Source organism: Caballeronia udeis, from assembly GCF_044909315.1.
Classification (GTDB): domain Bacteria; phylum Pseudomonadota; class Gammaproteobacteria; order Burkholderiales; family Burkholderiaceae; genus Caballeronia; species Caballeronia udeis_A.
Map to the genome: position 1 here is coordinate 211,912 of NZ_JBIYEB010000004.1, position 15,250 is coordinate 227,161.

General features: G+C 59.4%; 15 protein-coding genes. 5 read left to right on the top strand and 10 right to left on the bottom strand.

What is annotated here, in order from left to right:
- Window positions 1-25 precede the first annotated feature (25 nt).
- Window positions 26-1,855 carry a helix-turn-helix domain-containing protein gene (locus tag ABH944_RS08380; protein ID WP_404605714.1) on the bottom strand — a complete coding sequence of 610 codons (1,830 nt, stop codon included), beginning with the start codon at window positions 1,853-1,855 and terminating at the stop codon, window positions 26-28.
- A gap of 156 nt (window positions 1,856-2,011) precedes the next feature.
- On the opposite strand from ABH944_RS08380, the gene ABH944_RS08385 reads away from it, so the two are divergent.
- The 4 genes from ABH944_RS08385 to proX all read left to right on the top strand — a co-directional run bounded on the left by ABH944_RS08385 (window position 2,012) and on the right by proX (window position 4,642).
- The gene (locus ABH944_RS08385) at window positions 2,012-2,602 is read left to right on the top strand and encodes an amino acid synthesis family protein (RefSeq protein WP_062083529.1); all 591 of its coding nucleotides are present in this window, start codon (window positions 2,012-2,014) and stop codon (window positions 2,600-2,602) included.
- Between the two features lie 74 nt (window positions 2,603-2,676).
- Complete coding sequence (locus ABH944_RS08390) at window positions 2,677-2,832, top strand: hypothetical protein (RefSeq protein WP_404605712.1); 156 nt, start codon at window positions 2,677-2,679, stop codon at window positions 2,830-2,832.
- Complete coding sequence (locus ABH944_RS08395) at window positions 2,829-3,299, top strand: Lrp/AsnC family transcriptional regulator (RefSeq protein ID WP_404605710.1); 471 nt, start codon at window positions 2,829-2,831, stop codon at window positions 3,297-3,299. The genes ABH944_RS08390 and ABH944_RS08395 overlap by 4 nt, the downstream gene beginning before the upstream one ends.
- Before the next feature lie 314 nt (window positions 3,300-3,613).
- The gene (gene proX / locus ABH944_RS08400) at window positions 3,614-4,642 is read left to right on the top strand and encodes a glycine betaine/L-proline ABC transporter substrate-binding protein ProX (RefSeq protein WP_404605708.1); all 1,029 of its coding nucleotides are present in this window, start codon (window positions 3,614-3,616) and stop codon (window positions 4,640-4,642) included.
- Window positions 4,643-4,708: 66 nt separating this feature from the next.
- On the opposite strand, the gene ABH944_RS08405 is transcribed toward proX, so the two are convergent.
- From ABH944_RS08405 to ABH944_RS08445, 9 genes are all read right to left on the bottom strand, one after another.
- Window positions 4,709-6,091 carry a sigma-54 dependent transcriptional regulator gene (locus tag ABH944_RS08405; RefSeq protein ID WP_404605707.1) on the bottom strand — a complete coding sequence of 461 codons (1,383 nt, stop codon included), beginning with the start codon at window positions 6,089-6,091 and terminating at the stop codon, window positions 4,709-4,711.
- Entirely contained in the window at window positions 6,054-6,356 is a 303-nt protein-coding gene (locus ABH944_RS08410) for an SDR family NAD(P)-dependent oxidoreductase (RefSeq protein WP_404605705.1), read from the bottom strand. Before ABH944_RS08410 ends, ABH944_RS08405 begins: the two co-directional genes overlap by 38 nt.
- Before the next feature lie 166 nt (window positions 6,357-6,522).
- Complete coding sequence (locus ABH944_RS08415) at window positions 6,523-7,440, bottom strand: LysR family transcriptional regulator (protein WP_404605703.1); 918 nt, start codon at window positions 7,438-7,440, stop codon at window positions 6,523-6,525.
- A 181-nt stretch (window positions 7,441-7,621) separates the two neighbouring features.
- Entirely contained in the window at window positions 7,622-8,395 is a 774-nt protein-coding gene (locus ABH944_RS08420) for an enoyl-CoA hydratase-related protein (protein WP_404605702.1), read from the bottom strand.
- Window positions 8,396-8,408: 13 nt separating this feature from the next.
- A complete protein-coding gene (locus ABH944_RS08425; protein ID WP_404605701.1) occupies window positions 8,409-9,572 on the bottom strand; it encodes a CaiB/BaiF CoA transferase family protein in 1,164 nt (387 codons plus the stop codon).
- Entirely contained in the window at window positions 9,569-10,951 is a 1,383-nt protein-coding gene (locus tag ABH944_RS08430) for an FAD-dependent oxidoreductase (RefSeq protein ID WP_404605700.1), read from the bottom strand. The genes ABH944_RS08425 and ABH944_RS08430 overlap by 4 nt, the downstream gene beginning before the upstream one ends.
- A gap of 37 nt (window positions 10,952-10,988) precedes the next feature.
- The gene (locus ABH944_RS08435; RefSeq protein ID WP_404605698.1) at window positions 10,989-11,822 is read right to left on the bottom strand and encodes an ABC transporter permease; all 834 of its coding nucleotides are present in this window, start codon (window positions 11,820-11,822) and stop codon (window positions 10,989-10,991) included.
- Window positions 11,822-12,658 carry an ABC transporter ATP-binding protein gene (locus ABH944_RS08440; protein WP_404605696.1) on the bottom strand — a complete coding sequence of 279 codons (837 nt, stop codon included), beginning with the start codon at window positions 12,656-12,658 and terminating at the stop codon, window positions 11,822-11,824. Before ABH944_RS08440 ends, ABH944_RS08435 begins: the two co-directional genes overlap by 1 nt.
- Entirely contained in the window at window positions 12,655-13,668 is a 1,014-nt protein-coding gene (locus ABH944_RS08445; protein ID WP_404605695.1) for an ABC transporter substrate-binding protein, read from the bottom strand. Before ABH944_RS08445 ends, ABH944_RS08440 begins: the two co-directional genes overlap by 4 nt.
- A 337-nt stretch (window positions 13,669-14,005) precedes the next feature.
- Between ABH944_RS08445 and ABH944_RS08450 the strand changes: the two genes are divergently transcribed.
- A complete protein-coding gene (locus tag ABH944_RS08450; protein WP_404605694.1) occupies window positions 14,006-15,151 on the top strand; it encodes a porin in 1,146 nt (381 codons plus the stop codon).
- The last annotated feature ends 99 nt before the right edge of the window (window positions 15,152-15,250 follow it).

The following is a 15,250-nucleotide window of genomic DNA, read 5'->3' on the forward strand; positions in this document are numbered from 1 at the left end:
TGGACCGAAGGACGTTCGAGCCTAATTAACCTCTCATTCGGGGGATCGGCTTCGAGTGCTTCGCGGACGGTATGCTGCTCTCGACCAGGCTGTGCAGTTGCAATGCAAGCTCGATCGCGAAACGCTGCTCCGGTGTTTCAACCTGGATGCCAAACAGGTCCGAGATCCGCGACAGGCGATACCGCAAGGTCGTCACGTGAAGGTCCATCGCATCGGCGCAATGCTGACTGCGGCAACCTGAGCGAACATAGGCAGCCAGGGTTTCGAGGTAAGCCGACTTGTGCTTCTTGTCGTGCTCCACGACGCGTCCTATGGCGCCGTCGATGAAGCTGCGTACATCGGCCGAGTCGGCGGCGCCTATCAGCATTGGCAACGGCCCGAAGTCGGGGACGGTCATCGCGCCCCGCCTGCCGAATGTGCGGGCGACCCGGATCATGCGCCAGCAGCGCTCCCATTCCTTCGCGATCGATTCGAGCCCTTCACAGGTATCGCCAACGACTACGATGGGTTCACTGCCGAACGAACGGAACAAGGTCTCGGACACGCGCTGTGCCAATCGCGCGACCCGGTCCAGTTCAACGCCCTCTTCCTGCGGCACGAGACACACCAGCGCCCCGCCAACCGTCACGATGTGCACCGCGATATGCTGCTGCGCAGCAAGCAACGCGACCGCGCGATGACCATCGACGGAAAGATCCGCGGACGCGTTCGTGCGATCCGGGAAATCCGTCACGAGCATGCGCATGGGAGCCGCAAGCGACAGCCCGAGACGCCGTGCGCGGCGCAGCATGTCCTGCTCGTCGCGCCAGCGCCGCTCGACGATTTCGAAGAACAATTCAGTGAGCGTTCGCGTCTCGAAGCGAAAGCGTATGACGCTGCGCATCAATTGCACGCTCAGCGCAAACTTCGCACTTTCGACAAGCAGTTTCTGAAGATCATTCGCGTCGGACTTGTCGAAGGTCAGCAGCGCGCCGACGGCTTCGTCGTCGACCATGAGGGACTCCATGCGCGCGTCGAGCGAGAACTTGTCGGAGAGGTGCAGGGTGATCGTCTCGGCGCGCCGCGTGGTCACGGCGTCCCGGACCTCGCCGAGAATCTGACGGCCGGTCGCACCCTCGAGCATGAGGCGCCACGCGTCGTTGTCATGGACACCCGGCACCGGCGACGCGGACCCAAGCAGGCTGCTTGCGAAGAAATCCACAATCAGCACCGGCGCATTGAGAAGATCGCCCAGCATCGCGGTGAGGGTTTCCAGGGAACCGCCGGCAAGCACTTCCTGCAGCAGCGAACCCTGGGCGCCCAACACGCGGCGCAATTGCTCGGCCGCGGCAAGCTGCGCACGATGCCGATGCGCACGTTCGATCGCAATCGCCCCCAGATGCACGATGATCGCCATGAACGCGAGATCGTCCGGGGACACGTCCACCACCTTGCGCGACGTAACGGACATCACCATGGGCCGCCCTTGCACGTCGACGCACGCCATGGGATAGATCAGCACGGTGCAATACCCGCGCTCATGAGCTTCAAGCCGATAGCCGGGAAATTCAACGGACTCACGTGCATCGCGGATATACACAGGCTCGAAACGCTGCAAAGCGACCAACGCGGGACTGGTCGCCAGTTCCCAGCGGTCTCCCAGCGGGCGGCGCAGCATGGCGTTGGTCTCATGGCGCGCGGTGACCAGCGCATAACCGTGCGCGAGGTCCACGGTCATGATCGCGCCCAGGTCCCACGAGCCATGCCTGCATGCTGCCTGGATGAGGTCCCGCAGCAGTGTGTCGAGGTCGCCGTCCGAGTTGATTTGGCTCGCGACATCACGAAGCGACATGATTCGCGACAGTTGATCTGGCATGTCAAAACGTCCAAAAGTCTTTTTTCAATATACGACATAACGTAGCAAAAAATAAAAGATTCATCCCCCGAAGACGCGGAGGACGCACCCGTTTCGCCTCGTTAGCATTCGTACAGGACGATGCAATAACCAACCGCTAACCAATGGAGTGCGCAAATGGAAACTGGGATTCGCAAGATCGCGACGTTTATTGAAGAGACCGTCATCGAGGGCGGCCGGGCAGCGGAGCGGCCGATTACGACCGTGGTCGTTGCGGCAATCGTCCGCAATCCGTGGGCAGGTCAGGGCTTCGTGGAAGACCTCCGGCCGGAGATCCTGCGTCTTGCTCCCGTGCTGGGTGCCGAGATGACCCGCCGGCTCGTGGCCATCATGCCCGCCGATCGTGTCGAGGCGTATGGCAAGGCAGCGACCGTAGGCGTGAACGGCGAGATCGAGCATGGCTCGGCACTGATCCACACGCTTCGCTTTGGCAACATGTTCCGCGAAGCGGTCAACGGCACCGCATTTCTCAGCTTCACGAACACGCGCTCCGCTCCCGGCGCGCTCCTGTCCGTCCCGATGATCCACAAGTCGGAAACGGGCAAGCGCTCGCACTTCATCACGGCGACGTTCCAGGTGGCGGATGCGCCCGGCCCGGACGAAATCCTGATCGCGATCGGTGCGGCGGATGGCGGGCGCGCTCATCCGCGTATTGCCGACCGGTTTCAGGACATGGCGGAGATGGAAGCCGAAAAAGCGGGTGCCTGACCAGCACGACGTGCTGGCGGCGAGGACCCCATGCCCGGTTACCGGTTATCAACGTTGTTCGTGAAGGGGTAGTCATGCGTGCATCACCCGTTGCGCCGGCCATGCCGTTCATCGGCCATGACGATGAACACGCATTTCCGATCGTCTTATCGAAACACGCCTCGACACTCGACACGCATAACGACGAGAACGCGGTCGAGCGCGATAGCCCGGTGGCCGGCCGACAGTGATCAAGCTCGACCGCTACGACATCGCCATCCTGCGTGTTCTCGCGAGCGATGGCCGCATCACTAAATCAAAGCTTGCCGAAGAGGTGAACCTGTCGATTTCACCTACTTGGGAAAGGGTGCGCAAGCTCGAGGAGAGCGGTGTCATCAAGGGTTATCGTGCGGAGCTCGACTGGGTCGGGACCCTCAACGCGAGCCGGATCGTGGTGGAAGTGACGCTGGCGCGGCATACGGAGCGGGACATGCGCCGCTTCGAGGAGGCCATGCAGGCCGCACCGGAAGTCGTGCAGTGCTATGCAACGGGCGGCGGCGTGGACTATGTACTGCATGTAGTGTCACGCGATATCTATCACTACCAGCGCTTCATCGACTCCCTGCTGATAGGTGAAATCGGAATCGAACGCTACTTTACTTATATCGTTACGAAGGTCGTGAAGAGCATGCCTGACAGCGTGCCCGAGTGGGAGTGAGGAATACTTCGGGATGGTGCCGGGAAGAAGCATGACCCTCTGGCGCAATCTGGCGCATCGCGATCCTCACGGTGCCGATCACGACCGCTAGCCTCGCAGCAAGCGACCCGATCACTGCCCACTACGAAGCCCGCACCCTACGTTGAACGGTAGGCCATCTTCCCGCCGCCGTCCTTCCTTTCGGCGGAAGACGCCATTTTTTGCGTCACGTAACTTAGATCGCATCTGCACGACGGCAAAACCGGTCACCACTTCGATAAGCCTCGGCAGCGGTAGGGCACCCAACCTCAATACGACATCAGGAGAAGACGTTCATGAAAGCAATGATGCGAGCGGCAGCAGTCGCGGCGTGCGTGGCACTGGCAATGCCTGCCATGGCGGCATCCCCCCAAGTGCTGCCAGGCGCGGGCAAGACCATTCACTATGCGCAGACCGACAGCCTGGGCGCGAATTACGTCGCGGTACAAATCGTGAAGAAGGCACTGACGTCGCTAGGCTACGAGGTCAATTTGAGCACGATGGGAACAGTGCTGTTCTTTCAGGCGGTCGCACAGGGTGACGTCGACATGGAGACGGACGTCAATTTTCCGCAAAGCGAGCCTGATTTCCGCGTAGTCCAGAACCAGGCGGAAATGGTCGGCGGTGGTGAGATCATTGGTGGTGGTATCAACGGCTATCTGATCGACAAGAAAACCGCGTTGGCGCACAACATCACCAGCCTGGAACAGATGAAGGACCCGAAGATTGCGGGTCTGTTCGGCGACGATAACAAAGCACAACTGATCAGCTGCGATCCCGGCTGGAGTTGTGGCGACGTCGTCAACTATCAGCTGGACAAGTTCGGACTCCGGCAGACCGTGCATCCCGTGAGCGGCAAATACGAGGCGCTGATGGCGGACGTCGTGACTCGCGTCAAGGAAGGCAAGCCGGCGTTCTTTTATGCGTGGAGTCCGTCATGGACGACCAATGTGCTGGTTCCCGGCAAAGACGTCGTGTGGCTGCCAACGCCCACCGACGCGTTACCGCCGAACGTGCCGAACCGGGGCTCCGCGCTCGTGAATGGTGTCGAAGGGTGTGCCGGTGGCGCGAATCCATGCCGCATGGCCATGGCATCCTGGAACTATGGCGCCGTCGCAAACAAGGCATTCATCGCAGCCAATCCGGCCGTCAGGAAGCTCGTCGAGCAGATCCGTTTTCCATCGGCGACATGGTCGGCGTGGGAACTTGCGATCAGCAAGGGCAACGGCGCGACAACGGTCGTCTCGACACTTGCGGATCAGTGGTTGGCCGCGAACAAGACGCAGTTCGACGGCTGGGTTGATACTGCCCGCAAGGCAAACTGAAGGCGCACTGAAGCAATTCCGCGCTGAAAATTGAACGACAGTGCAACGCAAGGAGCTCGTCGTGCGCTAGTCCAGACCCATGCTGCGCGACGGCTCGTCATTTCGCATGCTGTAGGCGGACAGGATCCGGTACAAGGTGACGCGGGACACGCCAAGGTCCCGCGCCGCTTCTCCCACGCGCCCGCGATTCCTCAGCAGCGTCATTTCGATCGCCTGCCTTTCTCCCACTTCCCGCGCCTGCGCAAGCGACATGGGGACATGGTCCGCAAACTCGCCAAGTTCCAGGTCGCGTGCGCCGATCAACCGCCCTTCGGCCATCACGATCGCCCGCCGCACGCGGTTGATCAGCTCACGCACGTTGCCCGGCCAGCGATAGTTGTGAATTGCAGCAATCGCGTCGGGTGCAAACCCGCGCAGGCGCCGGTTTGCATCCTTTTCGAAGCGATCGAGCATATGCCTGGCCAGCACTTCAATATCCTTGCCACGCTCACGCAACGGTGGTTCGTCGATTTGCAGTACGCACAAGCGGTGATACAGGTCGGCACGAAACCGGCCTTCGGTCATTGCAGCCTGCATGTCGACGTGGGTCGCCGAGACAATGCGCACGTCCACCGGCGTAGAACCGTGACCACCCAGCCTCTCGACCTTCCGTTCCTGCAGGAAACGCAACAGGCTTGCCTGGCTCTCGAGCGGCAAGTCGCCAATTTCATCGAGGAACAACGTGCCGCCATTCGCCGCTTCCACGCGGCCAATCTTGCGCTGGTTCGCTCCGGTGAAGGCGCCGCGTTCGTACCCGAACAACTCGGACTGCAAGAGATGCGGGGGGATTGCCCCGCAATTGATCGCGACAAACGGTTCGTCACGCCGTGCCGAACGCGCGTGAATGGCCGTGGCCGTCAGTTCCTTGCCCGTTCCAGATTCACCGGAGATAAACACCGGGGCGTCGGTCGCCGCCACCTTGCGGATTGCACGGAACAGCGAAAGCATCGAGTCGCATGAGCCGATCATTTCGCCCTCCGTGACGCCATCGTCTTTCCCATGACGGACATCGCGTGCGGCGCTGTCATGCAGCGCCACCATTCCGTAAGCATGACCGAGCGCATTCAGAATGCGCTCGCCCGCTGCCGGGACCGTGACATAGTCAAAACAGAAATCGCGGACGAGCCGTCTGATGGTCGGATCTTCAAGCTGCTCAGGCGACACGAGCGCCACCCATCCCATGGTCTTTACCGACAACCATGTTTCGACCAGACGCAGATTAGTCAGCACACTTCGCGCTGTGAAATCAAGCAATCCGCCGCTGGGCTGCGATGAAAAATCACCCGGTTCACGATCCAGTTCCAGCGCTTTGACGGTCCAGCCGCGCGTGTCCAGGAGCGAACGAAGTTCAAGCGTCAGAGGATTGCCAACGCTAAACAGATGCCTGGGAAGTCGGGAAGAAGGAGCCATGAAAGTCATACCGGTTAGTTAAAGCGAACACCGCCATCAAACGCCGCTGAAATGACCAAGCAGGCGTTGAGGCGAACACGGCGTCGATGTCATCGTCACTCGCATCCACGAACGGCGAGTGCCTTACCAAACCGCCGGCGTTGTTGATCAGCACATCAATCTGGCCGAAGGCTGCACGCACCTCCGACATGGGCCTGTCGACTTCGATGATCTCGCCTGCGCCTGCGTGAAACGGTCCGGCAGGCTTGCCGGCCTTGCAGATCATCTGGACTACTTATCGGCCTCTTGCGCGTTGCTGCCATCTCGCACAGCCACGCACGCTGCTGCTTGCCGGACCCCGGGGCGGTCGCAGCGCCGATGCCGGCGCCGGCTCCCGTCCCCATGATCACGACACTCTTTTCTCTCAGGCTCTGTACCGCGCCCTGGTGTAGTTAATGACCGCTTTGCGCCATGGTCTCGAATTGCTTGAAAAAACGAATGAGGCAGTTCAAATATTCCTCGACAATTGGCGACAGTTCCTTCGGACTGGGAACCAGGATTGCCACAGGCGGCGTGTTGTCCGACACCCCTGCAATGGGTCGCCAGACAACCTCTCCCCGATCAATTTCGTCGATGAAACCCAGCTTCGTAAAAAACCCGACTCCACGTCCCCGAACCACCATTGACTTGATCACACGGATAGAGTTGGACTGCATATGGACCTTAGTTTCCGCCCAGTGGCGGGAGTACTCGGCCGACAACGGGCTCGGTAATTCATCGCCGACGCCTGTCTGAAAAATAGGATATTCACGACATTCCTCGAACGTCACCTGATCTTTCTTTGCCAGCGGATGAGAAGCCGACAACACAGCGCCGCTGGGGAAACTCGCGGTCGCCGCGATCCGGGTTCCGGCAGGCGCTTTCTGGCAAAAGCTGATGCCTATGTCGAATTGCCCCGACGCCACTCGCTCGGCCACCTTGGACAACGATGCGTACTGGATTGCGTAGGTCACGGCGGGAAAGGACTCGCCAAAATCATCGATAGCCGCCGGCAACAATTTCTCCATGGCCGAGTCCATTGCAATAACGGAAATATGGCCGGTTCGCTCGCCTTTCATGGCGTCGAACTCCGCACGCATCGCATGAAAACCATCCAGCGTTTCGCGGATATGCTTGAGCAGCCGTTCGCCGGCGGGCGTCAGTTTCAGCCCGCTCGGCAGGCGGTCGAACAGTTCAACAGCCAGTTCATCCTCGAGGTTCCGTATCTGCCGGTTGATAGCACTCGGAGCAACGAACAAATGTTGCGCCGCCTTGCGCATCGAACCGCACCTGGCAACTTCAGTAAAATATTTCAAAACGCTGGCATGCATGGGAATCTCAACCTCGTTACCCGTATTACTGTCTCGTATAGCTGCGGATTTCCGGATGATCGATGCCGGCCGAGCCGGTATCGCACGTTCCGCGGGCACTGCCAAGCGCTGTTACCGCAAGCCCGAAGAACTCGGAATTGATCCGCTCATATTTTTCAAACCCCGGTAATGACATGTGCCATCAGAGCCCCCTCCACACGGGCTTCCGATGCTCCTTGAATGCCAGGACACCTTCCAGCGCATCTTCCGATTCCAGCGCGGTGACCAGCGTGGGCAAGCGCATGCCTTGCGCAGCGGATGGAGACAGTCCCTGCGTCGAGCGCACGAAAGCCTTTATCGCGCGCAACGACAACGGCGCACAGGACAAGATCTCGCAGACCCAGCGCTCGACCGCCACATCGAGATCCGCGCGCGGCACGACCTCGTTGACGAGTCCCATCTCGAACGCTTCGGTCGCCTTGACGTGTCGTCCGGTCAGCAGCATGCCCATCGCATGACGGTAGGGAATCTGGCGCGCGAGCAGCGTCATGCCGCCGTCGAGCGGCATCCTGCCCACCTTCGGCTCCGGCAACGCGAATGTGGCTTCATAGCACGCAACGGCAATATCGCAACCGAGCATCAGTTCCAGTCCGCCGCCAAGCGCATACCCATTGACGCGCGCGATGACCGGCACGTTCAACGTATCGCGTAGCGGCAATCCGCCGAAACCTTTTGGCAGCGGATGCGCCCAGTAATCGAGCCCGGTGGAACCAGCCGCTTTTATATCCGCACCGCTGCAGAACGAGCGCTCACCGGCGCCTGTCAGCACAACCACGCGCACGTCCGGGTCGCGTTCGATCCGTTGCCAGATATCTTCCAGTTCCTGCTGCGCGACGGAGTCGAGTGCGTTAAGCACTTCAGGCCGGGAAATCGTGACCCGTGCAACACCGCCGTTCACTTCCAGAGTTACGCCCATTGAATGTCACCTGTCATTTGACGAAGTCGTCGCCAAATACCTCGGCGGTGTGCTGTCCGAGAGAAGGCGGTGGCCGGCGCAGTTCAACCGGTGACGCCGACATCCGGATCGGGCTGCCGATCAGCTTCAACTCCCGCCCTATTCCCTGCCCCTGCAAAATCATCTGGTTGTGATGCGTCTGTTCGTCGTCCAGCACCTCGCGCAAATGCTTCACGGGTGCGCACAGCAGGTCCTTTTCTTCCAGCAGGCGAAGCCAGTGATCGCGTGTCTCACGGCGAAATCCTTCGGCCAGGATGCTGCGAAGTTCAGCCTTGTGCAGCAATTGCTGCCCGAGATTGCAGTAGCGCGGATCAGTCGACAGGTCGTCGATTCCGAGCACATCGCAGATATCGCGCAACGGGTTCGACTTGAACGCGCCCACGAGCACGAACGCTGCGTCCTTCGCGTGAAATACCGACGACAGCGGCATCGCGGCCCAATTCAGCTCCGACCCCTCCATCATCAGCATTGCCGCCTCCTGCATCTGGATGGCAAGCATTGAGTCATACAGCGACACGGATATTTTCTGGCCGGTCCCGGTCCTGTCACGATGCAACAGCGCGAGCAAGATGCCCTGCACCATGTGCATACCGGCCGAGTAGTCCGCAAGCGTGGTCGGATAGATGTTCAGCGGCACCGACTCGTCCGATCGCCGGGCCATGACACCCGACATTGCCTGCGCCAGCACATCCTGCCCCCCCTTCGCGCTATAGGGCCCCGTTTCGCCAAAGCCGGTTCCGACGGCAAAGATGATCCCTTCGTTAAGCTTTCTGCACGCCTCATAGCCAAGGCCCATACGCTCCATTACCCCGGCGCGAAAATTACTGGTCACGACGTCAGCCCCGGCAATGAGTTTCTTGACGGCTTCCAGCTGTGCCGGGTCGCGCAGATTAAGCGCCACGCTCCGCTTGTTGCGGTTCAGGCTGCAGAAGACCGGGTTATCCGCACCCGCTACCGGCCGGAACGTCGAGCGGCTCAGATCTCCTTCAGCTTGCCGCTCGATCTTGATCACGTCCGCACCGTAATCCGCCAGCATTTGGGTGCACACGGGGCCCATCATCACTTGCGTGAAATCCACAACCTTGATTCCCGACAGCGGGAGTTCAGACACAGACGACTTGAACGAAACCGAACTCATGCGGCCACCCCTATCATGGCGCCTTCGGCCAGTGCGGGAATGTCGGCGTTGGGACTCATCTGATCTCCCGGGTCCGCGCCCTGTGCCCGCAAGGTTCGTTGAAGCAGGCCGACATCGATATCGCGAACCTTCTTGCCCGAGTTGAGCGCCTGCACCGCGGCGACCCCTGCGGCTTCGCCCATTGCCATGCAGGGCGGAATTTCACGTGACATTTTTTGCGCCTGGGAGGTCGAGGAGTAATGGCGGCCCGCGATCAGCAGGTTGTCGACTTTCTTCGGCAGCAGCGAGCGATACGGATAGTAGTAGTCACGTCCGCGCGCGATTGCGTCCGGAAAACGGACCCGCTTCATGATGTCTTCCTTTGTCATCACATACTCGCCCTGCAACAGCCGCGTTTGCCGGACACCGGTCTGAGAGGCGAAGTCCACCACATAGCTCGACTGAAAACCCGGGAAGTTCTTCTTCGCGAATTCATGCACTTCGTGAACGATCTCGCGCCCCAGCATTTCCACCTTGGTCAGGTCTTCGACCTCGATCCCGTTATAGCCGGGCAGATGCGGGCAGTTGCACCAGACGATGCCCTTCAGTGGTGTCTTGAGCCACCAGTAGGCCCACGCGCCGCCCAACATCTGCTTGATCATCCGGTCCAGCGCGGCGTAGGCCACCGGGTCCTCGAATTCGAACCGCTCGGCAGTGTCGGTATCCACGCCGCCGATCCTGAACACGGTCGTCATGATGTAGCTGCCGCCAATGTAGGGCGCGCCTGCCGACGCGGCGACATCGAGGTCGCCCGTGGCGTCGATTACGACGTCGCCGAGAATGGCTTCACGTCCGTTCTTGGTCTCGCACACCACGCCTTTGACGACACCGTCTTCGACGATCGTGCTCGAGAACCACGAATGCAGGCGCAGTTGCACCCCGGTCTCCTTGACGAGCTCGAGCGACACCCGTTTCCAGCCATCGGGATCGAACGCCACCGCGAAACAAACCGGACGCGGCTTCTGGTGGCTATGAAAGTCGAACGTGCCCCAGCGAGCCCACTTCCGGTACGCCTCTTCGCTCTGCCGCCACTCGGCCGATTTCGGATAGACGGCCAGGCCCCGATGCGACAACCGCTCAATGAATTGCAGGCACGTGCCCCGCACTGAAATTTCGTGTTGGCTCGCGTCCCACATGTCGTCCAGTATCAGCACCATGCCGCCGGATGCCAGGCCGCCAAGATGGTTATAACGCTCAAGGAGAATCGTCTGTGCACCATTGCGCGCCGCCGCCAAAGCCGCGGCCACGCCGGCGGGGCCACCGCCGACGACCACCACGTCGGCTTTGGCAACGATCTTCGTATCGCGAGCCGGTTCATGCAGAAAATTATTAGAAGTCATTTTTTTCCTTGCTGCCTGTATCAACGAATTAGCCGCTTCAGTGCGACGCGGACCACTTCACGATCCGCTTTTCCAGCAGCGCGATCACCACATAGAAGAGACCCGATAAAAATGCGCTCATGACAATGGCCGCATATAACAACGGGGAGTCATAGTTGTAGGTAGCCTGGATGATCTGCGCGCCGATACCCTGGGTCGACCCGATCCACTCGCCCACGATGGCGCCGATCACGCACATCGAAGCAGCTATCCGCAACGCGGAAAAAAGATACGGCAGCGCGCTGAACAAACGGAGTTTGAAATAGACCTGCGTACGCGTTGCCGACAGGATGCGCATCAGATCCATGATCTGCGGATTCACCGCCTCCAGCCCGCGCACCGTGTTGATCAGCGTCGGGAAGAAGCACACCATCGCGGCGATCGTGATTTTCGGCGCCATGCCGTTACCCATGATCAACACAAGAATAGGTGCCTTGGCTACGACAGGAATCGCATTGATCGCGACCGCGATCGGCAGGAAGATCCACTGGAGAATCTTGCTGTGCACGAACACGGACGCCACCAGGATCGCCGCGAGATTTCCGAGGATGAACCCGAACAGTGCTTCCAGTGCAGTCACGCCGAGGTTCTGCAGCAGCAGGTCTCTCTTCTGGATGATGGTTTGCATCACCAGCAAGGGTGACGGCGCAATAAAAGGCTTGATGTTGAAGCCGGCAATAACGGCCCACCACGCAATCAGCAAGCCCACGATGCCAAGCACAGGCAGCATGCGCCGCTGAAGCGCGAGCCGGCGCTGCTCCGCAAGGTAGCGCGCTTCGTCGATCGCAAGCGAGGCCGCCGGCGCATTCATGGGAGTCGAGCAGGCGTCCATCAGCAGGTCTCCAGCGTTCTGCGCAACCTGGCGGCAAGCGACACGAACTCGGGCGTTTCCCGCGCTTCGAGCGTGCGTTCATAGGGCAGCGGAACGGGGACAATGTCACGCACGCGTCCGGGATTGGCGCTCAGGACGAGCACCCGTTCGCCGAGATAAGCCGCCTCATAAATACTGTGGGTCACGAACAGGATCGTCAGCTTTGTTTCCTTCCATATCCTGCGGATCTCGTCGTTCAGACGATCTCGCACGATCTCGTCGAGCGCGCCGAAAGGCTCGTCCATCAGCAAGACCCTGGGATTGCCTATCAACGCGCGCGCAATGGAAACCCGCTGCCGCATCCCGCCGGACAGCTCGTTCGGGTAGGCGTTTTCCGATCCGCTCAGCCCGACGAGATCCAGCAGCTCCATGGTTCTGACGCGATGCTTGCGCGGGCTTTTGCCGGCGATCTCGAGCGGCAGCTCGATGTTCTGCAGCACGGTCCGCCACGGCATCAAGGCCGCATCCTGGAAGACGAATGCAACGTCGCCGTTGGCGCGGGCGCGCGAAGGCTTGTCGCCGAGGACCGTGACCGAACCGCTGCTGGGCGCCAGGAGGTCGGCTACAACCCGAAGGAAGGTCGACTTGCCGCACCCGGATGGACCGAGCAGTGTCAGGAATTCGCCCTCCGGTACATCCAGCGACAGCCCGGAAATGGCCGTCACGCTGCGGCGTTCGGAAAAAAAACGAACGACGATGTCGCGGCAACTGATCGCATGTCCGGCGACCGCGTCGCCGGCGCCGCGCAATTCGCGCGCCGGAGAGTGGGCTGCGGTCATGTCGGTATCCGCGTTCATACGGCCATCCGGACCGCCCGGGTCTTGTCGAGGATGGCCGTTGTCATGACTTCGTTCACCGTGGGCACGTGGCCGGAAAACTGACCCAGCTGGTCAAATTGCGTGATCTGCTGCTGCCAGCGGTCGGCGTTCATCGTGCCCCAGCCGTTCGCCACCGTTTCGTCGTCCAGCGCGCATTGCAGCTTGATGGCGAGCGCTGCCCGTTCGTCCTCACGGTTCAGTTGCGGATAATCTTTCATCAAGTAGTCAACGGCGCGATCCGGCTGCGTCCTGCAGACATGCCAGCCGCGCGCAGTTGCCCGCAGGAAGCGCACGAGAAGGTCCGGACGGGTCTGGAGCGTGGATTGGGTCGCGTAGTACGGCCACGCATACAGATGCACGCCTGCGTCCCATAACGTCAGGCCGACTCGCTCGTCGCCCAGCGCCCTCAGCGAGGACGTGTTCGAGAGCCAGCCTGTCACAACATCCACTCGCCCGATCAGCAACGGCGACATGTCGCCGCCGATCGGGACGATCGTCACCTGGCTTTCCGGAATCTTGTTCTTGGCCAGCAGCAGGCGTAGCAGGATCACCCCGGTCGGCGCCACACCCACGCGCTTGCCGATGAAATCCTGCGGTGTATGCACGGGGTTCTTCTTGAGGGAGAAATAACCGTACGGGTGCCGCTGAAGACCCGCCGCGAAAGACTGGATCGGAATGCCTTGAGACGTTGCCAGCATGATCGACGGGCTGGACGAAATCTCCCCTACTTCAAACCGGCCCGACGCCACGACGGCGAGGCCGTCAACACTCGGGCCGCCCGGCTGGATCGCCAGCGTCAGTCCTTCATCCTTGAAATACCCCAACGCCCTCGCCGTTACCTCGGCAATTTGATCGGCGCCAGCTATATAGCCGAGTTGCAAATTAATGAGTCCGTCTTCCGCACCCAAAGCCTCGACTGTCGCAAGAGAACCGGTCGCCGCAACGCCGAGTGTCGCTAGCGACCCCAGTACAAGCTTTCGTCTTGGCAAGCTGAATCGGCAATGCATCAGGTCATCATCCCCAAATGTAAGAAAAACAGGTCGCCGAACCGCGACATGTTCTATTCGCTGCAATGAAAACATCTAAACTCGCCCACCACAAGATCAAATTTTGCCTGCCTATGTTGCTAAAATTAGTCCGCCCTACCCGATTCCCTTGAGAGCCTTTTGCCTATTGGGGTGTTCTGATTTTGTGGGCACATACACATAAATTTTGTACTTGCAACACCAATTTTTTTATCAAAAGATCTGGCATCGACCCATTGGCCCGGACGCCAGGCAGCCCGAATTGCCATAAGATCAATTAGTTTTTTAAAACTGGGAAGATATGTATAATAAAAGAGCGGTTCACTTGCTTGGCGCCATAGCCGCATCGCTGGTCCCACTCTTCGTACAGGCTCAAAGCAGCGTAACATTGTACGGCCGGCTCGACGCCGGAATAACCTATGTATCGAATTATGCCGGAAGCAGTGCCTATCGGTTTGAAGACGGCATCTGGTACGGTAACCGGTGGGGATTCAAAGGGGTCGAAGATTTGGGCGGCGGCTTGAGTGCCATATTCACTCTTGAAAATGGCTTCTCATTGGGAACCGGAAAAGCCTTTCAAAATGGCGCACTGTTCGGGCGACAGGCTTTTGTTGGATTGAACAGCAAATGGGGTTCATTTACTTTAGGTAATCAATACGATTTCGTATGGGATTATCTGAATCTGGGCGGATTCAATCTCGCATCCGAAGGGACGGGATATAGCAGCCACCAGGGGGACTTCGACGGGTACTCAGGGGCGGACAGGCTTAGTAATGCAGTCAAGTTTTCGAGTGCCGATTTTGGTGGCGCCCGATTTGGCGGCATGTATGAATTTGGTAATGTCGCGGGTAATTTTCATCAAGGTAGCGCCTGGAGTGCCGGCGGCATCTTTAAAGGCAGCGTATTCCGCACTGCAATTGTCTATACAAAAATCAACAACCCGGGAGGCAGACAGGGGTTCGATCCCTATGCCCAGTTGGGTGTAACCACGTTCTTGGGCCAGACAGTCGCCACTATCAATCCTGCAACAGGCGTTGCCACCGACCTTTTCCCGAACGGCATGCAGGTCGACAGCAAAGGTGTCTTCGGTGCCGGCGCCCTTTACATAATCGGCAACCTCCAGTTGAATGTTCTTTATAACAATATCAACGTCAAGGGATACGGAACCAGTTCGACCATGCAAGTCTACCAGGGCGGCACGCAATACTATTTCGCACCTGATCTATTCGGCATTTTCGATTACCAACGCACGCGATTTGAAGAATCAAGATGGAGCCGGTTTTCGACTGGCATTAATTATTTGTTTTCCAAACGCACCTCGGTTTACGCCGGTGCGGATTATTTGCTTGCGAATTCGGGTACGCGTGCCGCTATTGGCTACGCATTTTCCCCATCCACAACAAACAAGCAGGTCGATGTCCGGATCGGTATGACTCAAAGCTTCTGAACACAAGGGCGTGTTGCGGGCCTCAACGCATAGCCGGTTTTTCTCCGGTTGAATTTATAAATCAGATGCCGAAAATAAGCGGCACTACCATGAAGAGGG